General features: G+C 46.7%; 20 protein-coding genes and 3 pseudogenes. 11 read left to right on the top strand and 12 right to left on the bottom strand.

Translation table 11 applies throughout. The features are described 5' to 3' along the window. Positions 1–12 precede the first annotated feature (12 nt). Positions 13–2,424: a sucrose synthase gene (locus tag V5G28_RS21405; protein WP_332990865.1), complete on the bottom strand. Its 2,412-nt coding sequence runs from the start codon at positions 2,422–2,424 to the stop codon at positions 13–15. 521 nt (positions 2,425–2,945) lie between these two features. On the opposite strand from V5G28_RS21405, the pseudogene V5G28_RS36810 reads away from it, so the two are divergent. From V5G28_RS36810 to V5G28_RS21420, 4 genes and pseudogenes are all read left to right on the top strand, one after another. After that, positions 2,946–3,279: pseudogene (locus V5G28_RS36810) on the top strand (IS701 family transposase); the annotation flags it as partial. 37 nt (positions 3,280–3,316) lie between these two features. Continuing rightward, a complete protein-coding gene (locus tag V5G28_RS21410; protein ID WP_332990867.1) occupies positions 3,317–3,865 on the top strand; it encodes an ISAs1 family transposase in 549 nt (182 codons plus the stop codon). Between the two features lie 416 nt (positions 3,866–4,281). Beyond that, positions 4,282–4,440: pseudogene (locus tag V5G28_RS36815) on the top strand (cation-transporting P-type ATPase); the annotation flags it as partial. Then, positions 4,428–4,616, top strand: coding sequence for a hypothetical protein (locus tag V5G28_RS21420; protein ID WP_332990870.1), 189 nt, complete (start codon positions 4,428–4,430; stop codon positions 4,614–4,616). The pseudogene V5G28_RS36815 and the gene V5G28_RS21420, both read left to right, overlap by 13 nt. Positions 4,617–4,659: 43 nt before the next feature. Here the strand turns inward: V5G28_RS21420 and V5G28_RS21425 are convergent, their stop codons facing one another. The 3 genes from V5G28_RS21425 to V5G28_RS21435 form a co-directional block, all read right to left on the bottom strand. After that, entirely contained in the window at positions 4,660–7,881 is a 3,222-nt protein-coding gene (locus V5G28_RS21425; RefSeq protein ID WP_332990873.1) for an efflux RND transporter permease subunit, read from the bottom strand. Between the two features lie 134 nt (positions 7,882–8,015). Next, complete coding sequence (locus V5G28_RS21430) at positions 8,016–9,023, bottom strand: efflux RND transporter periplasmic adaptor subunit (protein ID WP_336231283.1); 1,008 nt, start codon at positions 9,021–9,023, stop codon at positions 8,016–8,018. Continuing rightward, a complete protein-coding gene (locus V5G28_RS21435) occupies positions 9,010–9,357 on the bottom strand; it encodes a hypothetical protein (RefSeq protein ID WP_336231284.1) in 348 nt (115 codons plus the stop codon). The genes V5G28_RS21430 and V5G28_RS21435 overlap by 14 nt, the downstream gene beginning before the upstream one ends. 191 nt (positions 9,358–9,548) lie before the next feature. Between V5G28_RS21435 and V5G28_RS21440 the strand changes: the two genes are divergently transcribed. Further along, complete coding sequence (locus V5G28_RS21440; RefSeq protein ID WP_332990878.1) at positions 9,549–10,193, top strand: TetR/AcrR family transcriptional regulator; 645 nt, start codon at positions 9,549–9,551, stop codon at positions 10,191–10,193. On the opposite strand, the gene V5G28_RS21445 is transcribed toward V5G28_RS21440, so the two are convergent. Then, entirely contained in the window at positions 10,180–10,428 is a 249-nt protein-coding gene (locus V5G28_RS21445; RefSeq protein WP_332990880.1) for a hypothetical protein, read from the bottom strand. The genes V5G28_RS21440 and V5G28_RS21445 overlap by 14 nt on opposite strands. A gap of 581 nt (positions 10,429–11,009) precedes the next feature. Between V5G28_RS21445 and V5G28_RS21450 the strand changes: the two genes are divergently transcribed. Continuing rightward, entirely contained in the window at positions 11,010–11,228 is a 219-nt protein-coding gene (locus tag V5G28_RS21450) for a hypothetical protein (protein WP_332990882.1), read from the top strand. Positions 11,229–11,263: 35 nt separating this feature from the next. Here V5G28_RS21450 and V5G28_RS21455 read toward each other — a convergent pair whose 3' ends face one another. Continuing rightward, positions 11,264–16,939, bottom strand: coding sequence for a PAS domain S-box protein (locus V5G28_RS21455; protein ID WP_332990883.1), 5,676 nt, complete (start codon positions 16,937–16,939; stop codon positions 11,264–11,266). 623 nt (positions 16,940–17,562) lie between these two features. On the opposite strand from V5G28_RS21455, the gene V5G28_RS21460 reads away from it, so the two are divergent. Further along, positions 17,563–18,531 carry an orange carotenoid protein N-terminal domain-containing protein gene (locus tag V5G28_RS21460; protein ID WP_332990886.1) on the top strand — a complete coding sequence of 323 codons (969 nt, stop codon included), beginning with the start codon at positions 17,563–17,565 and terminating at the stop codon, positions 18,529–18,531. Here the strand turns inward: V5G28_RS21460 and V5G28_RS21465 are convergent. Both V5G28_RS21465 and V5G28_RS21470 read right to left on the bottom strand, forming a co-directional pair. Continuing rightward, positions 18,508–18,750, bottom strand: a complete 243-nt coding sequence (locus V5G28_RS21465) for a type II toxin-antitoxin system death-on-curing family toxin (protein WP_332990888.1) — start codon at positions 18,748–18,750, stop codon at positions 18,508–18,510. The two genes, V5G28_RS21460 and V5G28_RS21465, sit on opposite strands and share 24 nt — an antisense overlap. After that, complete coding sequence (locus V5G28_RS21470; RefSeq protein ID WP_332990890.1) at positions 18,737–18,931, bottom strand: DUF2281 domain-containing protein; 195 nt, start codon at positions 18,929–18,931, stop codon at positions 18,737–18,739. The genes V5G28_RS21465 and V5G28_RS21470 overlap by 14 nt, the downstream gene beginning before the upstream one ends. Before the next feature lie 191 nt (positions 18,932–19,122). On the opposite strand from V5G28_RS21470, the gene V5G28_RS21475 reads away from it, so the two are divergent. From V5G28_RS21475 to V5G28_RS21485, 3 genes are all read left to right on the top strand, one after another. Further along, complete coding sequence (locus V5G28_RS21475) at positions 19,123–19,395, top strand: DUF433 domain-containing protein (protein ID WP_332990892.1); 273 nt, start codon at positions 19,123–19,125, stop codon at positions 19,393–19,395. A 5-nt stretch (positions 19,396–19,400) separates the two neighbouring features. Continuing rightward, complete coding sequence (locus tag V5G28_RS21480; protein ID WP_332990894.1) at positions 19,401–19,748, top strand: DUF5615 family PIN-like protein; 348 nt, start codon at positions 19,401–19,403, stop codon at positions 19,746–19,748. Positions 19,749–20,427: 679 nt separating this feature from the next. Beyond that, positions 20,428–20,658 carry a hypothetical protein gene (locus tag V5G28_RS21485; protein ID WP_332990896.1) on the top strand — a complete coding sequence of 77 codons (231 nt, stop codon included), beginning with the start codon at positions 20,428–20,430 and terminating at the stop codon, positions 20,656–20,658. Positions 20,659–20,821: 163 nt separating this feature from the next. Here V5G28_RS21485 and V5G28_RS21490 read toward each other — a convergent pair whose 3' ends face one another. Both V5G28_RS21490 and V5G28_RS21495 read right to left on the bottom strand, forming a co-directional pair. Further along, complete coding sequence (locus tag V5G28_RS21490) at positions 20,822–22,057, bottom strand: LL-diaminopimelate aminotransferase (protein WP_332990898.1); 1,236 nt, start codon at positions 22,055–22,057, stop codon at positions 20,822–20,824. 191 nt (positions 22,058–22,248) lie between these two features. Further along, positions 22,249–23,427 carry an RNA-guided endonuclease InsQ/TnpB family protein gene (locus V5G28_RS21495; RefSeq protein ID WP_332991056.1) on the bottom strand — a complete coding sequence of 393 codons (1,179 nt, stop codon included), beginning with the start codon at positions 23,425–23,427 and terminating at the stop codon, positions 22,249–22,251. A gap of 63 nt (positions 23,428–23,490) precedes the next feature. Here V5G28_RS21495 and V5G28_RS21500 point away from each other — a divergent pair, with 63 nt between their 5' ends. Next, entirely contained in the window at positions 23,491–23,637 is a 147-nt protein-coding gene (locus V5G28_RS21500; protein WP_073630747.1) for a ribbon-helix-helix protein, CopG family, read from the top strand. A 140-nt stretch (positions 23,638–23,777) separates the two neighbouring features. On the opposite strand, the gene mtnC is transcribed toward V5G28_RS21500, so the two are convergent. Together mtnC and V5G28_RS21510 are read right to left on the bottom strand one after the other, a co-directional pair. After that, positions 23,778–24,506 (bottom strand): acireductone synthase, encoded by a 729-nt coding sequence (gene mtnC, locus V5G28_RS21505; RefSeq protein WP_332990901.1) that lies wholly within the window; start codon positions 24,504–24,506, stop codon positions 23,778–23,780. A 101-nt stretch (positions 24,507–24,607) separates the two neighbouring features. Continuing rightward, a pseudogene (locus V5G28_RS21510) lies at positions 24,608–25,124 on the bottom strand (pentapeptide repeat-containing protein). Positions 25,125–25,161 lie beyond the last annotated feature (37 nt).

The raw sequence follows: 25,161 nt of genomic DNA on the forward strand, positions 1-25,161 counted from the left end.
GAGATGAAAGCGTTACCTTTGCATGTGTTGTTCTAAGATTTTTTCAGCCCTAGGTTTGTAGAGCAAATGGAATAAACTTTCCAGATAACGAGATCTGGCTTCGCCGCTTTCTTGATTGACAAAGTTCCAAAAGCTATAGATTTTCGCTAACAATAACAACTGCTTGCTGTGTAACTGCCAGTTATATTTGTTACGGATGTGCTGAATTGCCCACTCTGATATTTTATCCCAGTGTTCTAAATAAGCATTGCACTGGTCAACAAAGTTCAATATCTTCTTGGCTGTTCCTTCTAAATCTGTTGGATTAAGATGAAAACCATTTTCTCCATCTTCGATAATTTCTAAGGAACCGCCAAATTGAGTGGCGAAAGTTGGCAACCCGGAACTCATAGCTTCGAGAATAGTGCGTCCGAAGGCTTCAAACCTGGCAAAATGGACGAATATTCCCGCAAAATCCGCAATAACACGGTATGCTTCTCCAAGGTCAGTTATGGGGAGGTGTATTCCTACCCAACGGATGTGACCATGAAGATTATACTCATTGATGATCTTGTGGAGTCTTTCGATTTCTCCTGCTTCTTCTGAATTTACCGCTTCGTGCGGATGCAGCTTATCAGTGAGAATAATTAAGTTGCAACGCTCTTGCAATTGTTGACTTTTGCCAAAGCATTCCGCCAAACCTGCAAGGTTATCAAGAGGAGTCATAGCACCAACCGCGAATATGGGTCGCTTGCTTTGATTCTCTAGCTGTCCTAGAATTTGGGGGTCTTCGCTGGTAAAGAGTAGGTCTTGGACTCTTCTGCTAACAGTAATGTCTCGGTCTTGTATCTGGTTATAAGAGAAGAAAATCTTTTCATTCACCCCTGGCGCTACTGTATTGAACTTAGGACTAAATAGGTCAATCCCATCGACCACATGATACAGCTCGGGCATAGTAAAACATTTGTAAGACTCATACTGACCCACTGTATCCGGTGTCCCTACAATTTCCTGGTAGGTCGATGTGATGATGAAGTCCGCAGCGTTCATGCCGATGATGTCGGCAGTGTATTGTGCTGAAAAATGGTATTTTTCTTCTAAATTCTGCCAGTACAAGTTGCTGAATAAATTTTTGGGTTTTTCTAACGAGTGAGCAATGTTGCACTGGGTGACTTTCAGACGGCGCGCCAGCAGAAAGGCAACTAAGTTACCATCACTGTAGTTGCCAATTATTAAGTCGGGACGATCCCCAAATTGAGCTAAGAGTTCTTTTTCTGCATCAAGGGCAAATGTTTCTAGATACGGCCAAATCTCATATTTAGAAATCCAGTTTTGCGTGACATTCGGATTAAACTCAGCAAAAGGAACGCGCAAAATCCAGGCATTTTCTGTTGAGTCAACTTTTTCGATGCGCAGGTTACACAGTGTGCCTTCGCAGTTGGGAATCAGGCGCGTAAGAATAATGACTTGGGGTTTAATACCAAGCACGTCTAGTCCAGCAAGTTTGATTTCTTCTTGCAGTTTATTTTCTAAGTTACGGGCTTGCTCAAGAACGTAGATCACTTGACCGGTTGTTTCAGGTCTTCCTAGGGCACCTTCTTGGGAAATCCAGCCGTGTATGGAAACGAGGACAACGCGAAAGACTGACGGAACGCGGGAAACAAACGCTTCTAGAATGGCTGGTTCTGGAGTAACAATCAGTCGGTCGAGGAGTTCTAAGGTTTCACGCACCCGCGATGCAGTGTTACCCCAACCCGCTTCAAAGCCAAGTTCTTGGAGGTCTAAGCGAAATTTCTCGTAGGGTTCGTTGGGGGGACGTTCGTTGAGGAAACTCAGGGCTTGCTTGACTTGTTTCGCTAGCTGGATAACTGAGACAATGCGATCGCCCAGGAGCAAGGGGACGCCATTGTAGGAACGTCGGTGAAGAACATCAAATAATAACTCTAACCAGTATTGCGGGTCAGTCAACACTTGAGTGCACAGGTAACGGTTGAGGAAGCCGAGACCTTGACCAATGTTTCTCGGGTCGCTAATTCTGGGGTAACCGTGGTAAAATGGACTGAAGTCTATTTCTAAAATTTGCGGTTGAAAGCGGTTAACGAGGCGATCGCGCGCATCTAACAAAGCTTGTGGCGTCATCGCCTCAAAGCCACTCATGTTTCCTCCCAGCCGCCAAACTTCTTGGCTACCAATCCTTGGTCGCAGAATAAACCAAGTATATTCCTCTTCTAAAATAATTTCGTGAGTATAGTGTATGAGTTTTCCTATAGAGGAAGAGTGGAAAAAGTAGGCTGGCTTTTGAGAATGCTGACAGTAGTCAGCAAAAGCTTGCGAAATCTCGTTTCTTAGAAAGTACCTTTTCTCTAAGGCACTCAGAGCATCGATTACCTGACGCAGAGCAGTTTTTTCATCACTGTTTAGGACAGTTTGAACAAGTTCATGCATAGCAAATTCCTGAACATTAGCTAGACCAAGACCTCATTGTTCTCCACTTAACCTACAAAATAACTCACTCTGTTCTCGTAGAACGGTTCCAACAGAAAATCATTTACCCCCTACCTTAGCGCATATCCACCTTAGGGATCAGCTTCTACAGAAAGGTTTTAGGTATCTGTTTACAATCAGAAACCATCTCTTATCCAGTAAAAATCCTGAAAAGTTCTAATAAAAATGTCATATATGCTACTTTTTTCTATCTTTGCTAGCTAGAAAGCATTTAACAATCCTCGCGAGAAGTCCCCCGGTGTAGGAACGGAATCGGCAGGGTGGTTTCATACAAAGAAAGAAAAATGAACAGGACTTACGCAACTGGCACAATGCGAGCGCCATTTTGTAGTACATATGTATTATTATATTGTTCTAGGCGAAAGCTTTGATTCACAATAGAAATTGCATTAGTGAAGCACTATTGAACTAGTCATGAGAAAATAAGTAGAGGGTATATTAGATAAATGTTGCTGACGGTAATGAGATTTAGCAAACTTAATTACTGCCAATACTTACTAAGTAGTCAAATCAATTATACTATCACAAATTTGGCGGAGCAGAAGCGAGCAAATCAGTCATGATAAAATTAACCGTTATTTAAAGAACGAAAAATTAACGCCTCGTCTTCTTTGGGATAATGTTAAAGATTTAATAGAAATAAATGATAGCGCGTAGTTAGTTTTTGATGACACAGTAATTGATAAACGATACGCTATAGAAATAGAGGCAAGTAAACGACAATATAGTGGCAACGAGCATGGTGTCATTCAAGGTTTTGGGCTAGTAAATTGTGTATATGTAAATCATGAAATATGTGGTCAACAAGTTGTTTTCACCCTTGATGCTTTGCATGCCAAAAAAAACTGTATCACTCATCATTGATGGTGGCAATGACTACTTAATTGGATTAAAAGAAAATCAACCCAAACTCTACAAGATGGCTCAAACCCAATCACAACAAGACACTCCACTCAGTAGCGCCACAATAGTAGAGAATATTCATTCCCGGCTAGTACAACGTGAGTGCAAGGTCTTCGCGGTTCCGGAAAATCTACACAAACAATGGGCAGGACTCAAAACAATAATTGTTGTTGAGCGGTGTGGTCAACGTGATGGTCAGCCTTTCAGAGAACGCCAGTTTTACATTAGTAGTCAGTGTCTGTGTGCCCAAGAGTTTCTTGCTGACACAATTGGACATTGGGGAATTGAAAACCGATTACATTGGGTACGAGATGTTACCTTTTGTGAAGACTTTCCACTACGCCGTGGTGGCAATGCTCCTGTTAATTGGGTACTATTACACAACTTTTTCATTACGATTGCGCTCTGCGCACTGCCCCTTGGGCAATCGCTCGGTTTCTCGGTTTTCGGACTATTCCTCAAGCCCAACGTGCTTTAGCCAACCAACTTCACAAAGTTTTTTCTTTCTTTGTATGAAACCACCCTGCTTTGAAAGGATTATAGGGGGGGTATTAAGGCGCATCTTCATACGGAATTGATATTACAACAGTAATGCATGAATCAGGCTGATTTATGATTCTTTAAGGTGGAAAATCAGCATCATAAATCATGCAGATTTGTTCTGCTTAAATGTAAAACTTTAGCATTCAAAATGGACAAAATCAGTACAAATTAAACAGTGAATAGTTATCAGTCTTGCCTTCTGACTGATAACTATTCACTGTATGGAATTTGGTTTGCAAAACTGCGTTTCGACAAAAAATTTTAAGTTGTTATTGAGGTGAAGCGATGCAAGTTTCGTTACCTTTACTGTTTAAGCCATGCCAGGAGAAACCTCAGCTTCTACGGCTATCAATGCCTGTGGTGGAAGAAGCCAACACCGAATTAGGTAAATTATTGGTATCTCTTAATACTAGACGTAAAGGGTTGACTGAAGCAGAAGCTTGCGATCGCCTCAAGGAGTATGGCTTCAATGAAGTGACCCACGAGAAACAAGCATTGTGGTATTTCCTACTACTAAATTCTTTCAAGAACTCTATCATCTTTGTCCTAGTTGCCCTGGCGATTGTCTCCTACCTAACCAAGAATATCGAGACAAGCATTGTGCTGATGCTGCTGGTGATGGTGAACGGATTACTGCGGTTTGTGCAGGGCGATCGCAAAGCAGAAGGTCATTATCAAGCGCTTGAATGCTATTCAAAACTTGGGGTCCTCTGCCTTCCCTTCAACCGCTCACTTTACTATTGCTGGCTCGGCAGAATCTTTGCTTCTATTCAGTTTCGACGGCTTACGACCCGAAAAATCACGCAAGAGTCCCATCAATGCTGGTACTACTGTTGGGGTGAGAATTGTGGAGAACGCCAGACCGCCTGTAAGGACAATCCCCAATCCCTGATACAGCTCTGCTCCTTGCCCCGGTACCACTGCCAAGGGCAACATCCCCAGTACGCTGGTTCCGGCTGACATAAAGATGGCTCGCAGGCGATCGCGCGTTGCATTATACAGCGACGCATCGTACTCTTGCCCTTCTTGCTGGAGTTGCAACGCTCGGTCTACCAGCAGAATGGCATTGTTCACCACCACACCCGTCAGGATGACGAATCCCAATGCGGTAATCATGTCGAGGGGTACGATTAAGCCGGGAATCCGATTGGCAACCACTAGACTCAACAGTGCGCCGCTCATTCCCATTGGCACAGTTGCCATAATCACAAACGGGTAAACGAAGGAGCGATACAGCGCGACTAACAGCAGGTAGGTAATCAACAGAGATAGCAAGAAGGCAGATGCCAACTGGGATACGGTTTCTGCCAATCGGTCTGCGGAGCCAGCGAGTTCCAGACGATATCCCACAGGCAAGCTGGCTTGCACCGGAGCCAGAATTTCTGTTTCCGTTCGCTGCACCAAGGCACCCAACGGAGCATCGGGTGCTAGGGAAACCGTCAGAGTAACGGAGCGCTCTAAGTCTACATGGTTAATCACCTCCGGACCCGTCGTTTCACGCACCTCTGCTACGTCATTAAGCTGCACTTGCATGGCTGACATTCCAGGAGCAGATACCTGCTCGGCTGTTAGCTGTCCTCGATTGATGTAAAGTGGGAGTTGGCGCAACTGCTCTGGCGTTTCCACGAAGGTATTCTTCAACTCCACCGAGACATCCAGTTCTTCCTTCCCTTCGATGAAGTCTGAAGCAAGGCGACCCCCTAGCGCCGCTTCCACCATTGCCCCCATTTCCGCTTCCGATAACCCCACTTCTGCCAGTCGCTCCCGGTTGGGAATCACCCGAAGTTCCCCGGCTCCCATGACGAAGTTCGACCGGACATTGCGGACACCAGGCAACGCTCGCAGCTTTTGAGTAATCTGCTGCTCCAACTCGCTTAACCGCTCCAACTCCGTACCGACAATGTCAATCTCAAACTCCTTCCCCGGATCGCGGAAGATGGAGACACGACTGGGAACCATGAAGCGATAGCCTGCAAACTTATTGCTCACTCCCCGCATCCGTTCTACCATGTCAGCAAGCCCGTTACTGGTGGCAAATTCTGGCTTGAGGATTGTCGCAACCCCGCGTAATGCACCCGGGCGATCGACATACATCACTCGATCAACCTCCGGTTGCGCTCTCAAAAAGTCCCTAGCTGGCTCCGACTGGCGAATTGCCTCTGGGATACTGGTTCCGGGAAGGGGTTCCATCCGCCAAAGCACTAAGTTGCGGTTTCCTTCAGGCAGGTAATCAGCAGGAGGTAACAAAATAATGCTAACGACCAGCAGGATAATTGGAATGGACAGGACAAATAGCCTGCGCCCAAATCGCCGCCGTCCTAACGACCAACTAACAGTAGAAGCTAGGACTGCCTCTAATTTGCCCTGAAACAGTCGAAAGATTGCTGACGTTCGCGCTACGGAGCGTTCCAACCAATTGCCCCCTCGGTACTCGCCCCCTTCCATCATTTGCAGAGCTTCAGAGCGATCGAGGAATAGCCCGGAGAGCATCGGAACTAAGGTGATAGCGGCAAACAGGGAAAACAGGGAGGAGCAGGAAAGCGCGATTGCCATATCAGCAAACAACTGTCCCGCCTCGCCCCGCACCATCACGAGCGGAACAAACACCACTACGTTAGTCAGGGTGGAACCGAGCATGGCTGCCCACACTTCTTGAGTGCCATCAATTGCCGCTTGCAGAGCATTCTTGCCCTGCTGCATGTGGGTAAAGATATTCTCAATCACCACGATCGCGTTGTCCACCACCATACCCACCGCAAACGCCAGCCCTGCTAAGCTGATGATGTTGAGCGTCCGTCCCAAGAACGCCATGACGATAAACACTGTAATCAGTGTCGTGGGAATGGTCAGCGCCACCACCGCCACCGTCCGCATGGAGCCGAGAAACAATATCAGTACTGCTGTTGCCAGTAACGCACCGCTGACCAGGTTGCCCTGCACCAGTGCTACCGCCTGGTTGATGTACTCGCTTTCGTCGTAGTTGTAGACAAAGCGAATTCCTTCGCCCGCGCGATCAAATTGGGCTTCTAAATCTCTAATCGCTGCCCGCAATCCCCGAGCAACTTCCGGTACATTCGCTCCAATTTGACGAATTACACCGATCGCAACTGTAGGAGTACCGTTGAACACAAGCGCACTGTCTCGCGGCTTGCGACCCATCTGCACTTGGGCAACATCCCGCAGGTAGACTGTGCCGGATGAGTCTCGTCGCAGGACAAATCCTTCAATCTGTCGGAGTTCCTGCGCTCGGCTGACAGTCCGAACCTGATACTCCCGCCTACCCAACTCTAACGGACCGCCTCGGATATCGCGGTTATTCTCCCGCAGAACCCGCACGGCATCCTCGATAGTCAGGTTACGGTCTGAGAGGGCTTGAGGGTCAACTCGAACCTCCACTTCCCGTTCCTGTCCGCCGGGAATTATGAACTGTCCAACGCCTTCAACTCGGCGCAACCTCGGCAAAATGATGTCTTCGACTAAATCGCGGTAGCGATTGGGGTCGCTGTTGAAGCCCTCCTTCGGTGTCAGGACAATCCACATCATCGGCGAATTGTTACCACCGACCAGTTCTACATTCGACTCATTAGCCTCTGGTGGGAGGCTTTCGACTTGTTGCAATCGGTTGAGTACATCGACCAGTCGCTGGTTGACATCACTATCCCAGGTGAACTCCAAGGTGATGATGCTGCGTCCGGAACGGGAAGTACTGCTGATTTCCTGCACCCCCAGAACTTCTTCCATTTGCTCCTCAATCGGGCGGGTAATCAGGTCTTCCACCTCGGATGGACCTGCGCCTGGGTAGGTCGTGGTAATGGTAATTTCAGGGCGATCGCCTCCCGGTTGCAGTTCCAACGGCAGGCTCAAGAGCGAGAAAATTCCGAATACTGCTAGCAGGCAGAATAAAACAAAAGTACCGTGCCGCCACCGAACGGCTGTTTCAATGAAATTCATAGTAAACCTAGAAGTTGGAAACCGCCTATCTAAGGAAATTGGTATTACCGAAGAAAGGCAGAGGGCAGAGGGCAGAAGGGAAGATTGTAAAATTTATCAATCCTTCTGCCTTCGTACTTCTGCCTCCTGCCTTCTTAAGGCTGCGTAACTTGAACTGAGGCACCATCGGATAAAAGATCTCCACCCCGCACCACAACAGGTTGTCCTGCTTGCAATTGTTCGTGGTAAATCGCCATTTCTCGACCCATGTCAGCCACTAGCTCCACTTCAAACTGTCTAGCTCTGCCATTAGCAACGGTGTAAATCAGCCAGCGATCGCCGCGCTGGACTAGTGCATCGCGAGACACGACGAAGCTGGGAGTGTTCGATCGCAGTTGCAATTCCCCTTGAACCGCCATTCCAGGTAGCAAACGCCTGTCTGGGTTATTCAAGCGCACCCGCACCATCTGCCGTCGCGAGGTGGTATTGGCAGCAGGAACGACACCCGTCACCGTAGCGCGTCCCTGCCATTCGGGTACGGCGCGAGTCGTCAGCGTCACGGGGAGACCGGGGGTTACTTGGCTGCTGAGTTCTTCAGGTAATTCCAAAAACACATCCAGCGTTGCTCCATCGACCAACGTCACTACGGGAGTATTCCTCTCCAGGTAGTCGCCAACGCTGACCTGCCGCGACTGCACGATACCGTCCGATGGCGCAGTGACGCGGGTACGCTGGAGTGCTAGTTCTGCCTGGTTCACGGCGGCTTGAGCGGCTGCCACGACCCCGCGTTGGGCAGCGATTTCTTCTCGGGTCGGACCTGCCTGCACCTCTGCCAGAGCCGCCGCCGCACGCAAGCGTTCTCCACGGGCGGCATCCAGGGCGGCTCTGGCTTCTACTAACGTCCGTTGAGCCAGTGCGCCTTGTGCGACTAAACCGGATGTCCGTTGGAGGTTGTCTTGAGCTTCTTGTTCTCGCGCCTGGGTGGCACTCAATTCTGACCGACGTTGGGCAATGATTTCAGGACGGGTACCGACTTGCAAGCGATCCAAATTGCTTCGTTCTTGCGCCAGACGAGCTTGTGCCTCTGCCAGCGCTAACTGCTGGTCGGCATTGTCCAGAATTGCAATTGTCGTGCCAGCCGTAACGCGATCACCCGGTTGCACCAACACTTGCTGAACAACCCCCCGTTTGGGTGCGAATCGTTGCCCGTTCGCTCGCTTCGACCTGACCTAACAGATTGATGCGTCGGGTTCCATTGCCTGTTGCCAGGGCTACCGTCGAGACGGGGCGCGGGGGAGGGGCTTGAGCCGCTGCGGGTTGGGGCGCATTACTGTTGGGAGCGAGTACGCGCCAGAGTCCAAAGCCTCCGCCTGCTAGTACCAAGGTCAGTAACAGCCACAACCAGCGTCTTTTTGGGCTAGGTGGCTGCAATGACGTTTCTGATGAAGGCTGTGTATCGTTTTCCAGAACAGAGGTTTGGGTTTCAATGGTGTTCATGATTTACCACGTCAAAAAGCTCAGAGGTTTATGAGGAATGCCCCTTTGCATTGTCAATGGGGCGGAAATCTTTTGCCTGTCGAGCGATTGAGCTGAATGGAGAAAACTTCTGTCTTAATTTAGAAACTAAACGTTTCGTATATAATTCAACATAGAAGAAGTTTGCTGTAGAGTCAATACAGGAGTCAAAAATGGTTTCATCAACCGCTTCAGCTCCCCGTCCACCCGGTCGTCCCCGCAGTGAGGCTGCTCGCCGTCGGATTTTGCAAGCGGCGCATGAGTTACTCGATCGAGATGGGTTTGCAGCCCTAACAATGGAAGCCATTGCCAGTAAAGCCAAAGTCAGCAAAGCTACGTTGTACCGCTGGTGGTCAACAAAGGCTGCCGTTGTGATGGACGGCTTTCTTGCTGCCAACGAGCCGAGAATTCTATTTCCAGACACGGGTTCAGTTCGCGAAGACATTCGTCATCAGATGCATCGTGTGGTCGAACTCTTTGCAAGTCAGACGGGTCGTACCATTGCCGCTTTGATTGCTGAAGGTCAGACTGACCCGGAATTAGCTGAAGCCTTTCGTTCCCGATGGCTATCGATACGGCGTATAGAAGCTAAGCAAGTTCTAGAGCGGGGTATCGCACGAGGGGAACTTCGCAGCGATCTAGACGACCTCGATGTTGTTTTGGATGCCCTCTACGGACCGATCTACTGCCGCTTGCTAGTCGGCCATGCTCCTCTTGATGCAGAGTTCGTTAATCGGCTAGCCGATTTCGTCATCAATGGCATCAGCGCACAACCTGCAACTGCGGCGAATTTAGAACGAAGTCCTAATTCTGAATAGATGGGGTAAGCTCGTTGGAGCGCAAGAAAAGCTGAAACTTCCTCCGGGAGGCTCCAGCAGTAACGAGTGGAACCTTCCTGCGTCCGATTGGCACGATTGCTCCAGCGTTCGAGAAAGGTGAATCGTGGAAAGTTGCAGCCCACAGTGTAGTTCGTGCTAGCACCTGTAAAATTTGTGGCATTGGTTGAGTATAGAGTAGCGATCGCAGCGAGCAAGCGGATAAAGACAGCGCCACTCTCTCCAACACTACCGTGCAGTAAATCTGCTACCACAGCCTCAGATTCTGCTATTCCAGGAACCTCTGACGGTTTTGCAAGCATTGTTTTGGCTCTCCTAAGTTTTCGATTTGAACCCATGTAGGGCTACCCTCCATGAGCCATAACCTCTCGCGCTATTCTTAAGGGCATTTTAAGGATTAAATATGACAGAAAAGTGTCAAGGGGGAATGGCACTTAGTTAAGCCCACATTCCTGACGGGGTGACAGGCGATGGCGCAGAGCGCAGCGCCGCAGGCGATCGCAAAGCATGACTGTAGAACGGTGTGACGCTTTTAGGGTAGAAAAAGATAGGTCAAGTATTGTCAACAAGACCTATCAAATGAAAATGCTGCCCAAATTTTACCAAAACTGCTTTCAAAAACTACTCACACCCACGCAGTACACTCCGGCTGCAAATCTTGGTAATGTTATTGCAATTTCACAAAACTGTCACTATTGAAAAACTTGCTAAAGTTAAGCTCTGTAAGCTTTATACTACTAATGCTCATTACTTATCAGCAACCTCCTGATTGATTTTTTTCTAAAAACAATAAAACTTATGCCGATTTCTAAAATAGAAGCCAAGCAGCTTTTACAGCGTCTTATTTTTGAAGATGCAAGTCCTGAGGACTGGGTGCAGGATGTTTGGGGATTGAGTCCAATATTAGGAGACAGTGCAGCAAAATTGCTAGAGGTTTTTGAAGCGTTGATAGAATGTTGTCCTGAAGAGAAATTAGAAAATTTGCTGCAAACCTTTTATCAAGAGTCCCTTGAGTGAAAGGTTACAGCAATGACGAATACCAACAGGCACAATTACACTGATTTGCCCCGCCCAAGGGGATGAAGCAATTGGACAATTGCCTGCACTAACATCTCTGGTTCAACAGGCTTGGAGATATGCATCTGAAATCCGGCTGCTAAGGCTTGTTGCTGGTTTATTTCTCCCGCATAAGCAGTGAGGGCGATTGCCTTCGGCAGAGCTTCGCTTAACGCTTTAATACTTCCTCCCTGTCGGGCTGACCATTTTCTGATTTGCCGAATCAGGGAATAGCCATCCATTTCTGGCATACCAATGTCACACAGTAGTAGATCGGGAACAGACTGATTCAAGAGGGTTAATGCCTGTGCTCCCGAAGCGGCTGTCGTCACTTGTGCGCCAGATTGCGTCAGGATGAATGCTGCTAACTCCCGCATATCGGCATCATCATCCACAACCAATATCTGAATACCTGTTAGGTCTGTTACACTTTCTTTCTGGCTGTCATTAGAAGAAGATAACTTCTGCTCGGCGACGTTTAACGGTAGCCGGACGGTGAATGTTGCCCCTAAATTTTGTCCCGGACTATCTGCCTCAACGGTTCCTCCATGCAGTTCAGTGAAATGGCGGACGATCGCCAGTCCCAATCCCAACCCGCCGAATTTTCGTGTTGTTGTGCCATCTTCTTGCCGGAAGTATTCAAACACATAAGGCAAAAACTCTGGGCTGATGCCAATTCCTGTGTCTTTGACTTGAATCTGAGCATACGTGCCAACTTGCTCCAGTAGTACCTCGACTCGTCCTCTAGATGGTGTGAACTTCACGGCATTAGAAAGGAGGTTCCAGACAACCTGTTGTAGGCGGTTCGCATCGCCTGAAATGGTTCCTGAAATTGGCTTGAGTGTAGTCTGAATTTGAATGTTCTTGGCTTGTGCTGCCAGTCGTACCGTTTCTAGTGCTGCTTCAATTGTTGCAGCTAAATTCACGGTCGCAACATTTAATGTCATTTTTCCTTGGAGGATGCGCGACACATCTAACAAGTCTTCAATCAGTTGCGCTTGCAGCTTGGCGTTGCGCTCGATTGTTTCTAAGGCTTGGTCAACTTTTGTAGGGTCTAGCCGCTTACTTCGCAGTATTTTTGTCCAACCCAGAATCGGATTAAGGGGCGTTCGCAATTCGTGGGACAGCACCGCCAAAAATTCGTCTTTCACCCGGTTAGCGGCTTCTGCTTTGGCACGAGCGCGTTGAGCGACCCGGTACAATTGAGCATTATCAATCGCTAAGGAAGCACGGTGAGCCAGTTCCTCTGCGAGTTGCAAATCGATTGAATCGTATTGTAGTCCAGACTCGGCTGAAACAAAGGAAATGACACCTAGAATTCGCGTTTGGGTTCGTAGTGGCACACTCATCACAGATTTGAAGCCAACCTGGCGCAAAATTTCTAAATGTTCTGGATCACGGGCTGCTTGTACGAGCAATTCGTCTGGAATATCCGCTAACAAATCTGATTGCCCAGTTCGCAATGTCAATGCAGCACCGCGAGGATCATCCGGGTTCAGAGGATATTTATCTCTGATTTGGTGCGCCCATTGCAGTTTGGCAGGGTCGGTGTGAGCTACTGCAATTTGCTCGATTGAACCATCTTCTTCAACCATATGCACTGTACACCAATCTGCCAATGCAGGTACTGCAAGCTGTGCCACTCGCTCCAGGGTGGTTTGGTAATCGAGCGAAGAGGCAAGAACTGCGCTCGCCTCCGAAAGAAAGCGTTGGGCATACTCTAACCGTACTCGCTCTGTCACGTCTACAACATACACTAAAACGTCTTCTACCTGATGGTTTGAGTTCGTTCTTGGCAGATAGTAAACGTTGTAGTAACCGGGAGTGCGATCGCTGCGTCCGGGAACGTTGACAGCAAAGCTAGGTGAGATAAAGGGATTGCCTGTGGTGTAAATTTGATGAAATACTTCAACTATCTGCGGATCGGATTTACCAAAGAGTTCGGCAATTGAATGCCCTAAGTGTTGTTCGCGGGTTAATCCGTTGATTTGGGCTAATGCTTCATTAATGGCAATAAATCGCTGCTCGCTATCTAACAAAGCAATTCCCAGCGGAGAAGTTTCAAAAATGGTTGTCAGTTGGCGTTGCGCGGCTTCGACTTGAGCACGGGCAATTCGTTCTCGCTCTAGCAACTGTTCCCGTTCTTGTTCAACTTGCTTGCGCTCTGTGATGTCAATAACAACACCAATCGAGTGTTTAGGATTTCCCTCAGAATCGTAAGTAAATTTTCCTCTGGCTTCTACCCAATGAATCGAGCCATCCGACCAACGCAGGCGATATTCGTGGTGATACTCCTTCAAGCCTTGCATGGCTTGCTGAAATTTTGCTTCGGCTTGTGTTAAGTCATCTGGATGAACCCGACTTGCCCAAACTTCATAACTGGGTTCACACTCATTCGGTTGCAGACCTAGCACCGTGAAGTGTCCTTCCGACCAAAGCAGTGCGCCAGTTTGCATATCCCAATCCCATGTGCCCATGCGTCCAACTTTCACCGCCAGTTGCAGGTGCGCCTCACTTTCGCGCAGTGCCTCTTCTGTGCGCGATCGCTCCACGCCTAGCCAGGTTTTTTGAGCAATTCGCTCCATCAGCGCCACATCCTCTTGTGTCCATTGACGAGGGGAAACATGGTGCAATACAAACAATGCTACAAACCGCCCTTCTTTCACCAAGGGAACACACAGGAGAGATTTTGTTTGAATGGCATCAAAAGCAGCCGCCGCAGATCCGCGCGTGCGTGGATCTGCATCAACATCATCGACAACGATTGTTTTGCCCTGCTTCAACTGGGCAATGATTTCAGAACCAAAGGAATCCATGTGGTGACTACCAACGACGCTGATGACACCATTGCAAAAATCGCGATCGACGATGACGTATTCCTGCGTGGAATCAATTTCACCGTAGGTACAGCGAGTCACTTGGAAGTGTTGTCCTGTCGCACGAACAACCTGCCACATGATTTCTTTCGGATCTTGAATGGCACGAATCGCGTCGTTTAATTCAAGCAGGAATTGCTGTTGTCTCTCCTTCTGTTGAAGATTTTCGAGCAGTTGCTGAATTTGTTGCCTTGCTCGTACTTGTTCGGTGACTTCAATGTTATAAATCAAAACTCCTTGAATTGTTCCCTCAGCATCCCGCCAAGCCGGAAAGACGCAGTTGAAAAATGCCTCTTCCAACACACCATCGCCGTTGCGATCCCAGTAAGCGGGCGACTCATCCCGAATGAACGTTTCTCCCGTCCGGTAAACTTCCTCGACCACGTCAAAGTAAATTTGCCCCTCTAGCTCTGGGAAAACATCGCGCATCGATTTACCGATAATGTCTCGAGTCCGCCCAGCCACTTGCAGATAGGTTGGATTAGCAAATTCATAGACAAGATCCGGACCTGTCACAATTCCAATCATGGCAGGGAACTGCATCAGGATATCATGCAACCGCTTGCGTTCAGTTTCTGCTGATCGACGGGCAGCCTGTTCTCGTTCTAAAAGGCGATCGCGCTGTGCTTCAATTTGTTTGCGCTCTGTAATATCGACGGAAACGCCAATTATGCGAACTCCCCGTCCAGTCGCATCGAGATAAACTCGTCCCACGCTGTTGAGCCAGCGGACAATGCCGTTTGGAGCAATCACCCGGTACTCCTGCTTGTAGGACAGTTCTCCAGCAATCGCCCGTTGCGCCGCTTGTATTATCCGTTGTCGATCATCTGGATGAATAACCGCAAAAAACTCTTCTGCCGTGCCTTCTTGAACGCCCCAAACTTCTAGCGCATTCGGAGAACACACCACATGATTTGTGATTAAATCCATATCCCATCCAACCATCTGTGCTGCTGCAAGTGCCAGCCGCAGACGCTCTTCACTCTCTCGTAATGCCCGCTCAACCTGTTTGTAATCGGTAACATCGCGAGCAATACTCAGTACCGTTTCAACAGAACCATCACTTGCAAATTCAGGGACGATACGCGCCTGATACCATCGAAGACCTTTTGGAGTCGGAAAACGAAATTCAATAATCTGTTCCTGACCTGTTCCAAAAACCTGCCGCAAACTGTCATCCCAAATGCTGTTGATGTCTTCTGACATTCCTAGCTCGGCATTAGTCTTACCAATAAATTGCTCTGATGGAATACCCGTCGCCAGTTCTACAGAAGGGCTGACATAAAGGTGGCGAAACTCTGCATCCATTCGGCTAATAATATCTGGGGCATTTTCCGCCACCATTTTAAACTGTTGCTCTCGCTGTCGCAGTTCTGATTCCAATCGTTTGCGCTCTGTCAAGTCAATTAAAAATCCTATTCCTAAATCGTCTGCTCCTCCCAGGTAGGCAGTTCCAATCAAGACGGGGACACGAGTCCCGTCTTTACGAATGTATTCTTTCTCAAACGGCGTATGGCTACCGACTTGCTTCATCTGTGCCATTGCTTGCTCGTCTAAGTGCCGAAATTCCGGTGGGGTAATTTCAAGGAAGTTTACAGCTCCAGATAAAACTTCTTGGCGTGTATAACCCAAAGTAGCTAGCCAAGCGTCGTTGACTTCTAAAATATTGCCTTGAAAATCGCCAAGAATAATGCCAATGAGATTCGCATCAACTAAACCTCGTAGCCGAGATTCACTTTCACGTAACGCTTGCTCTACAAGTTTGCGCTCAGTGACATCCTGAAAAACGACAACAGCTGCAACAATCCGCCCCCGGTTATCTAAAATTGGTGCTGAGTTCAAATTGATGAAAATGCGGTTACCGTCTTCCCGGTGTAGCTCCATTTCTTCATTAGAAACCACTTCACCTGTTTGAAGCGATCGCCCCAAGGGCATGTCTTCATGAGTATAGTGCTGACCATCACAACGAAGTGGAATGTATGAAACGATGCGATCGTACTCGTTCAGTTCCAGCAATTGTTCATAGCCGTACCCAACAATCTCTTTGGCTTGTTCATTCGCGAGAACCAATTTGCCAGTTGCAGCATCGGCAATCATCACACCAGCAGGCATTTGTCGCAAAACCGCTTCAAACCGAGTACGTTCGGTTTCCAGTTCTTGCAGCAACCGTTCCCGTTCTGCCTCAGCCTGCTTGCGCTCACTAATGTCGCGAAAATAAACCGCTATACCCTCAGCAGACGGATAGGCATTCACTTCTAACCAACGCTGAACAGGCTCCCCAAATTCTTCCCAGGAAACTGGCACCTGCTGTGCCATTGCTCGATGCATTTCGTGATATGCTACCCCACCCACCAGATCGGGAAACACCTCGTTCCAAACGTGTTTTCCAATCAGTTGTTCTGGCGTTTTGTGCAAAATTTCAGCCGCCGCTTGATTCACGTAGGTGTAGCGCCAATTGCAATCAAAGGCAACAAAGGCATCCGTAATGCTTTCAAGGATTATTGCCACCTTGCGCTCAGCTTCTTGAGCAGCGATGAGTTGAGTGTGCTGTTGCTCAATGATGCATTCTTGTGGCAAACCATTTTGAGCATTGTCCGTCTGAACATTGGCATCAAGATGTTGTTCATTTTCCAGACTGCGGGCAAAGTGTTCAATCACTTCCGAACGAGAAATTCCTCGCGTGTGAGCCGCCTTATCGAGCGATCGCCACGCTGTACTGGTAAGAGATAGGCTAACTCGTCGTTTCGTTTCTGAGTCCCAATTGTTCACAAACTTACCAGTGGCGTCGCGCTTCATGAAGATTTATCCGTATGCATACACGGTTTTTTCTATTTAATCTGAGTTAATCCCTAATAAGGATCTGCCTTAAGACTGAGGTTTTGGCTTAAGGGAAAGTTTGAGTAGGTGACGCGATCGCTGCTACACTGCAAGCGTAGGGTGCAAGGAGCTTCCAACCTCGCAGGCCCGAATTTCCTGATTTATAGGTTGAGTACCCTCTTAACCTCCACAGGCTGCAACGATAGATCCATACCGTTGTTTTGAACAAGTACCAACAATTGTTATTTTTTTAATAATTTTACAAAAGTTAAATAAACTGTTACATTAGTTTACAAACCGGATGAAACCACAGGTCAGGAGTTTTCATGAGCACGCAGCCACGTCATTCATGACTAAGGTGAGCGTCACCTCTGTGACCCAGATGTACTTGCATATGTAGCTCCCAGATTGGCTTCACTCCGCTTGCAGAAAAACTCAATGTACACGCAAAGTACCATAATTGGTTTTGTCTGGCTGTTGACGATCCCTGAGGTTCTGACTAGACACGGCTTGATGGGGGAGCCAGCCTGTTTAGTACTTGAACCTCCTACGCTCTGATTTTAAAAGCAACAAGTTAATAAATAAACCAGGAGATTCTGACGATGTCCTTATCTATTGAGTCGGCGCAAAAGATTTTCTCTGGCACTCAAGTTCCTAGTCCAATTCCTGCCACAATAGCACTGTTCGATCAACTGAACGTTGACGATAAACTGGCATTACTCTGGTTTGCCTACACTGAACTAGGTCGTTCAATCACTCCCGCAGCGCCTGGAGCTGCACGTCTGCAATTAGCAGAAGGACTGCTAAACCAAATCAAGCAGATGTCTAATAACGACCAAACGCAACTCATGAGGGATCTTGCTGGTTATGTTGACACTCCGATCAGCCGTTCCTATGCCAGCTTTAGTGTCAACACTAAGCTAGCTTTTTGGTTTGAGTTAGGAGAGTTGATGAAAAAGGGCATTGTTGCTCCCATCCCGCCTGGCTATCAAATGAGTGATGGCGTCAAATTCGTGCTAGAAGCCATCCAGAAACTCGATCCAGGTCAGCAAATTACGGTACTGCGTAATACTGTAGTAAACATGGGATTTGAGCCTGAGGTTAATTCCAGTGGGTACTCAAAAGCAGCTAAAGAACCAATGTTTCCGCGTACCCAGCCAGCTCCCACTCAGATCACAGTTGAGGGCATCACAGAGCCTGCTGTATTGAGCTATTTTGAGGCTCTCAACGCAGATAATTTTGAGGCTGCTATTGCTTTATTTACTCCCGATGGTGCCGTGCAACCGCCATTCCAGAAGCCGATTATTGGTCGTGAGTCAATCATTGCCTATATGCGTGCAGAAGCACAGGGACTCAATATTATGCCGGAGCAGGGTATAAGCGAGGCTCTACCAGATGGTTCTAAGCAACTGAAAATCACAGGCAAAGTCCAAACTCCTTGGTTCGGTGTCCAAGTTGGTATGAACATTGCGTGGCGGTTCTTACTCAATCCCGAAGGCAAAATTTTCTTCGTGGCAATTGATATGCTGGCATCTCCTCAAGAGCTGCTAAACCTGCGTCCTACTAAGTAGAGCGATCGCTTGTTCGGTGGCTAGGTGATAAAGGTAGGCTGCTGCTTGCTCATGAATAGTAGGATGCAGCAGCTCACCTGCGAATGTAGCCTGGGGTTGAGCAAGAGCAGATTCGAGTAGACCACTATCCCTAACACCATAGCTGCCCCCAAAGCTAGAAATTTCATCTGCGTGAATAGCTAAGACTTCATCCAGGGTAAGAAACTTAGGAACTAGCAAGGCGACGGTAGACCTCCTCTCGTTCTCGCTTAGAAGCCAAATAAGCTTTCCAGGTGTCACTCTCGTGCAATTCACTTTTATGGCTAGTTTTTAAGGAGCGCACAAACTCAAGTACCTCCTGCAAGGCAGACTCTGGGACTTGATCAAGTTCTTGGAGGAGTTGTTCTTTGATTGTCATCATCCTAAAGTTGAAAACGTTCAAAACACGGCTTTTTTTATTTTGCAACTTCCAAGGGTTACTGCACGACATGAGCGTCCACTTGAATATTATGACAGTGTTACTGCTTGAGAAGTTAGGCGTGCAGTTATGAGTGATAAAGCGTCACAATAAAGACTCATAATAAATTAAAATAATAAATTAAAGATTTAATCATGGTTCAGGCTACAGAGCATATATACATTGTTAGGGATGATGCCATATTGGGTGGTGAACCTATTATTCGAGGAACACGCACACCCGTGAGAGCTATTGTGGAAACCTGGCGGATGGGAGCTGCACCTGAAGAAATCCCGCAAGGTTTACCCCATCTGACTCTGGCTCAGGTGTTTGATGCTTTGAGCTACTATCTCGATCACCAAAGTGAAATCAACAGCTACATTGAGCGTAACCGAATTCCAGAGGAGATGATTGACCCGTTGGTTTGAGACTTATGAGCGGAGTTTTTATCAGCTTCTACCTGGATGAGGATGTTAACGTGTTATTAGCTGATTTGCTTAGAGCAAGGGGGTTTGAAGCAACCACTGCACAAAAAGCGGGTCAGCTTGGCAAAACTGATGAAGAACAGCTAGCTTATGCAGTCAGTCAGCGTATGACGTTATTGTCCCATAATCGTGTGGATTTTGAAGCTTTGGCACAAGCTTATTTTGCAGCGAATCAAGAGCACTACGGGATTATCTTCGCTGTTCGTCGTCCACCCCAGGAAATTTTGCGCAGATTGCTAATTATTTTGAATCAAGTTACAGCCGATGAGATGACAAATCAGGTTCGCTACATCTGATAAGTGATCGCAACTTAACTCATTCATTGGGGCGATCGCTCTGTCAAGGTATCAGGCATCGTTTTTCAGGATTATGGGACAATACGGTTCAGTTAAGAGAATTGATCTACCGTCAACCAATGCAATCTTACATTGCATACAACGTCTCTACACACTGGAAATTCATATTGTTCAGCCCTAAGTGAACTGTATTGGATTATGGGATGTTTGAACAACCTACAGCTAGGTAGGGGTGAGCATTCCCCACTCTCTCCCCCTGCTCCCTACCCCGTGAAAAGGTGCGCTCTTAATAATAAATCTTTAACCACACATGATATGAGGAGTTCCCGTGAAAACCCACGTCTAGGGAGAGCGATCGCGCTCAGCGCAGTGCAATCATGCGATCGCCATTTCTCAAACAGCAATAATTAACGTGAGTTCGATAAACCTCTCCCACCCAACCTCCCTCTCCTACAAGGAGAGGAAGGAGCAATGTAAAAATCAGAGTTTTAAGCCTCTCCCCTACAAGGGGAGAGGTTTGGAGAGGGGTCAAATCAAGATACATCGAACTCACGTAATAATTATGCTAGTAATTACTCTCACTAAATAGTATAAAATTTTGTTTTTTGTGCGGTTAGCGCGAAAAGCTATAGGAATTACTTAATAAGTATATTAAGTCAATTGTTATACCTAAAAAAATATGAGAAAACGAAAACGCGACCAAATTAAGCAATTCGTACTAACTCATGTTGGCGCAAACTCTCCACCCAACCGTAGACGCAAGAGAAGAAAGGTTGCTCGATACGTTGCCTACAAAATATTGGGGCTAGAGACAGAAGAAGGACGGCTAAATGACTCGTATAAATCTCTAGAAACAAATGACGAGACGGATTGTATTTATTGGGAAATAATGCGACAAATGTCAAAATAATTCAGTTGTGTCATTTTACTGAAAACAACCAAACAAGCTTAGATTTTCGCCCCTTCAAGAAAACCTGGAGGGGCGAAAGGATATCTGTGTCTAGTCTTTGGAATAGCGATTGGCTTTGCCACTGCCCCTTGGGCAATCGCCCAAGATTCTTAAGAAATCAAAGCTATGTTGTAAAGCGGTCTGTAATTCGCTTCATCGCCTCCTCCACATTCTCGCGACTATTAAAAGCCGAAATGCGGAAGTAACCTTCACCTGCAGCACCAAACCCAGAACCAGGCGTACCTACAACATTGCAGGTGTGCAGCAACTTATCGAAGAAATCCCAACTCGACAGAGCATGGGGTGTTTTCACCCAAACATATGGCGCATTCTCACCGCCAAAAACTCCTAATCCTGCATCTGTGAGTTTCTTACAGATAATTTTGGCGTTTTCAAGATAAAAGTTGACTAATTCCTTAGTTTGTGATTTTCCTTCCTCAGAGTAAACCGCCTCGGCTCCGCGTTGCACGATGTAAGACACTCCATTGAATTTGGTGGATTGGCGGCGGTTCCACAGCTTCCACAGTTCCACATCAGAACCATCGGCTGCTTTTGCTGTCAGGTTCTTCGGTACTACGGTGAACGCACAACGCGTGCCGGTAAAGCCTGCATTCTTAGAGAAGGAGCGAAATTCAATCGCACAGTCCCTTGCTCCTTCTATCTCGTAGATCGAGTGGGGAATTTCTGGATCGGTGATGTAAGCTTCGTAAGCCGCATCAAAGAAAATGATAGAGCCATTTGCTCTGGCATAATCTACCCACGCCTTCAGGTGTTCTTTGGAGGCGACGGCTCCCGTGGGGTTATTGGGGAAGCACAGGTAAATTAAATCGACTTTCTGAGAGGGAATTTCGGCAGTGAAGTTGTTTTCAGCCGTAATTGGCAGATAAACTAAGCCCTCGAACTCGCCCTTATCGTTGGCGTCTCCTGTATTTCCCGCCATCACGTTTGTGTCCACATACACCGGATAAACGGGGTCTGTAACAGCGATGATGTTGTCGTTGCCAAAGATGTCGAGAATATTGCCCGTGTCGCATTTGGAACCGTCCGAGATGAAGATTTCAGATGCATCAACCTCGCACCCCCGCGCTTGGAAATCTTGTGCCGCAATTTTCTCCCGCAACCAAGCATAACCTTGCTCTGGACCATAACCCTGAAAGGTAGCGCGATCGCCCATTTCTTCAACTGCCTTAATCATAGCTGTGCGGCAAGCTTCCGGCAGTGGTTCTGTAACGTCACCAATCCCAAGCTTAATGATTTTAGCGTTACTGTTAGCTTGAGCAAAGGCATTCACCCGTCGCGCAATTTCGGGAAATAAATATCCTGCTTTCAGCTTGAGGTAGTTGTCGTTAATCGTTGCCATAGTCGTTTGTTACAAATGCGATAAATAAACAGCTTACTGCAATTGCTATGTGTAATTTGATGAATAACGTATTGAATATAGCTAGCAATTAACTATCTTGCAATTCATTGCATCGATACAGCTCATGCATAGCATCGATACATTTTACACTCCCACGGCTTTAACGAAGTGGAGCCGTGGGGATTCTTGCTTCATCCAGTCAACTTACTTAAAGGAGTTTCCTCACCTAAGCAGAGGTTGTTCTGTCCACAAGCTTTAGATTCCGTATGCCCTACGGTACTTTTTATTCCTCTGATCAGAATTTGTTTTGCTGCATTGTGATCACGATGCAGGACTGTTCCACATTCATGACACTTGTGGGTACGAGTAGACAAAGATTTTTTAACTCGTGTCCCACAATTGGAGCAGTCTTGCGATGTGTAGTGTGGTGCAACTGCTATTGCCCAAGTACCAAATATTTTGGCGTAGTAGTCCACCCAACTAGTGAACAGTGACCATGATGCATCGCTGATAGACTTAGCCAAGCGTCTATTTTTTATCATGTTCTTTACCTGCAAGTCCTCATAGACTACCAAGTCGTTTGACTGGACTAGAGTTCTTGCTGTCTTAACAGCAAAATCTTTCCTCTGTCTACTTACCTTGAGGTGCTTCTTAGCTAACTTCTTTACAGCTTTCCGACGATTAGATGAACCTTTTTTACATTTAGAGACTTTGCGTTGTTTACGTTTTAAAGCTTTCTCAGCTTTACGCAAGACTCTAGGATTTTCAACAGTACTCCCATTAGAATCAGTGTAGAAAAACTCAAGTCCTACATCAATTCCTACTTGTTTTCCATTATGCTGATGTTGTTCTTGACGTTCTACATCAACACAGAATTGACAATAGTAACCATCCGCCCGTTTAACTATTCTGACGCGCTTAATCTGCTTAACAGAGTAGAACGGAAGGTACAAAGTACCAACAAGCTTAAATCTTCCAGCCTGAAAACCATCTGTGAATGTGATGTTTTTTCTGTCATCTGATAGCTTCCAACCTGTTGTTTTATATTCAACAGAATGTCCTCGTTTTTTAAATTTTGGATAGCCTTTTTTACCTGGTTTCTGCTTTTTGCAATTATCGTAGAACCGAGATATTGCAAACCATGCTCTATCAGCAGATGCTTGACGAGTCATAGAATTTAACTTATCAGCAAAGTCAAATTCTTTAGCTAAAACACTACAGAGTTTTTGAAGGTCATTCTTGCCAACATCCTTGTTATCCATCCAATGTCTTAGAGCCTTGTTACGAACAAACAAAGCCGTTCTAATTGCTTCATCCAATAGATTGTATTGACTTTGTTTCCCTTTTAACTTGGCTTCTAAGACTAACATCGTTTTGATCTTTTGACGATAAATATATGTTAGCATATTTGTGTTCATATATGCCACACAAATATGAAAGAAATTAGATTAAGCATTAGAGTTCCAGAACATGAAATGAGAATTCTAGAAAAGTATGCAGAAAAAACAAAACGAACCAAGACAGATCTAGTTCGTGAATGGATTCGTTCTCTTGAGAAGATAATATCTGACTGCACCTAAAGGTGCTACGCATTCATGAGGACAGTGCTGAAGGAGGGTTTCCCGAACTCACAGCAACTGTCCGTCCCACACGCTCGTTGGAGTGGGCTTTCTGCTTTTATTGCTGTAAAGACAATCTTGAAATAGCAGTACAAACCGACTCAAACGCTATCAAAATTCTGAATCGCTGCAAATCCTTCCGACTCCGACGAGTGATTTCCTGGTCGTATGGAAAAGAGCGTTTGCATTCTAACACCCTGAGCAGCTTTCAACTCAGCAGTTACGTCTGAGATAAAGAGAATTTTTTCTGGCACTACTCCTATAGCATCGGCTATTTTGTGATAGCTCTGAGCCTCCCTTTTAGAACCAGTTTGGGTGTCAAAGTAACCACTGATAAAACCAGTCAAGTCTCCCACCTCGCTATAGCGAAAGAGGAGTTGTTGCGCTTGGACACTGCCAGAGGAGAAAATAAACAATCGCTTACCTGCCTTTGTCCAGCGTTCAAACGCGGGTTTTACGTCTGCAAAGATCTGCGATCGCAATGTACCATCCCGATACCCTTGCTCCCAAATCTTGCCCTGTAACGATTTTAACCCTGTTGATTTGCGGTCAATAGCAATCAAATGGTGTATGTACGCAACAGGGGCTGTCGCTTCCGTTCCTTGCCAATGCGGTACTGATAACCCTTGTGCCAAATTAGTTTCGTACTCTTGCCTTAACCATTGCAAATCGGTTTGCACCTCTACTTCCTGCTGCTGAGTTGTGAGAAAATTGGCTACATGGTCACGGGCAAACGGAAATAACACTCCAAAAACATAGTCAACCGGGGTGGTTGTGCCTTCAATATCGAGGAGGATAATCTCTGCTGTATCGGAATAGTGTGCAGTCATGACTAAATCAGTTAACAGTTAACAGTTAACAGTTAACAGTTACAGTTATCAATTATCAGTTAACAGTATCAACTGATAACTGATAATTGATAACTGACTATTCAGCGACATCCTAAGCTGTCACGAGTTGAGACGCCTGTCACCGGATTGATTCCATCAGCGCGATCGCACATCAACTTCGCTTCGTAAGTATCAAGGATTGCACCAGAAAAATCTGCTCCTGTAATGACTGCCTTCAAGAAGCGACTGCTGGTGAGAATAGCATCGGTAAAATTGGTGTTCGTTAAATTGGCTTCAGCAAAAATGACGCGATCAGCAAATGTTCCTGCAAATATTTGCTCCGCTTAAGTTTGCTTTCACAAACGACGCTTTGGTGATAATAGTTCCACTGAAATTTGTCTTTAAAGTTTGCCTCCTGCATATTTGCACCTGCAAAGTATGTTCCGTGTAAATCTTTATTGGAAAATCTTGATATCGTAAGTCGGCGAACGTGTAGTTAACGGTGTTTTCCTGTGCTAGAACAGCAGGGGTATTTACGAGCAACCAGCCAAGAGTCAGCCAAAGGAGGAACAGGACACCGCAAATAGAGTGTAACCAAGCTTGAACTTTCCGCTTCATTGATAGTTTACAAAATACATCTTTAATTCAGATACTA

Source organism: Scytonema sp. PRP1, from assembly GCF_036697665.2.
In the GTDB taxonomy this organism is placed as follows: Bacteria; Cyanobacteriota; Cyanobacteriia; order Cyanobacteriales; family Nostocaceae; genus Kalymmatonema; species Kalymmatonema gypsitolerans.

What these genes read in the sequence shown, in the direction of transcription:
- V5G28_RS21500 (WP_073630747.1), top strand. Translation starts at nt 23,491, where the DNA reads ATGAAAGAAATTAGATTAAGCATTAGAGTTCCAGAACATGAAATGAGA.
- V5G28_RS21435 (WP_336231284.1), bottom strand. Translation starts at nt 9,357, where the DNA reads ATGAACACCATTGAAACCCAAACCTCTGTTCTGGAAAACGATACACAG.
- V5G28_RS21485 (WP_332990896.1), top strand. Translation starts at nt 20,428, where the DNA reads ATGAGAAAACGAAAACGCGACCAAATTAAGCAATTCGTACTAACTCAT.
- V5G28_RS21440 (WP_332990878.1), top strand. Translation starts at nt 9,549, where the DNA reads ATGGTTTCATCAACCGCTTCAGCTCCCCGTCCACCCGGTCGTCCCCGC.
- V5G28_RS21425 (WP_332990873.1), bottom strand. Translation starts at nt 7,881, where the DNA reads ATGAATTTCATTGAAACAGCCGTTCGGTGGCGGCACGGTACTTTTGTT.
- V5G28_RS21470 (WP_332990890.1), bottom strand. Translation starts at nt 18,931, where the DNA reads ATGATGACAATCAAAGAACAACTCCTCCAAGAACTTGATCAAGTCCCA.
- V5G28_RS21460 (WP_332990886.1), top strand. Translation starts at nt 17,563, where the DNA reads ATGTCCTTATCTATTGAGTCGGCGCAAAAGATTTTCTCTGGCACTCAA.
- V5G28_RS21455 (WP_332990883.1), bottom strand. Translation starts at nt 16,939, where the DNA reads ATGAAGCGCGACGCCACTGGTAAGTTTGTGAACAATTGGGACTCAGAA.
- V5G28_RS21475 (WP_332990892.1), top strand. Translation starts at nt 19,123, where the DNA reads ATGGTTCAGGCTACAGAGCATATATACATTGTTAGGGATGATGCCATA.
- V5G28_RS21410 (WP_332990867.1), top strand. Translation starts at nt 3,317, where the DNA reads ATGCCAAAAAAAACTGTATCACTCATCATTGATGGTGGCAATGACTAC.
- V5G28_RS21480 (WP_332990894.1), top strand. Translation starts at nt 19,401, where the DNA reads ATGAGCGGAGTTTTTATCAGCTTCTACCTGGATGAGGATGTTAACGTG.
- mtnC (WP_332990901.1), bottom strand. Translation starts at nt 24,506, where the DNA reads ATGACTGCACACTATTCCGATACAGCAGAGATTATCCTCCTCGATATT.
- V5G28_RS21405 (WP_332990865.1), bottom strand. Translation starts at nt 2,424, where the DNA reads ATGCATGAACTTGTTCAAACTGTCCTAAACAGTGATGAAAAAACTGCT.
- V5G28_RS21495 (WP_332991056.1), bottom strand. Translation starts at nt 23,427, where the DNA reads ATGTTAGTCTTAGAAGCCAAGTTAAAAGGGAAACAAAGTCAATACAAT.
- V5G28_RS21450 (WP_332990882.1), top strand. Translation starts at nt 11,010, where the DNA reads ATGCCGATTTCTAAAATAGAAGCCAAGCAGCTTTTACAGCGTCTTATT.
- V5G28_RS21490 (WP_332990898.1), bottom strand. Translation starts at nt 22,057, where the DNA reads ATGGCAACGATTAACGACAACTACCTCAAGCTGAAAGCAGGATATTTA.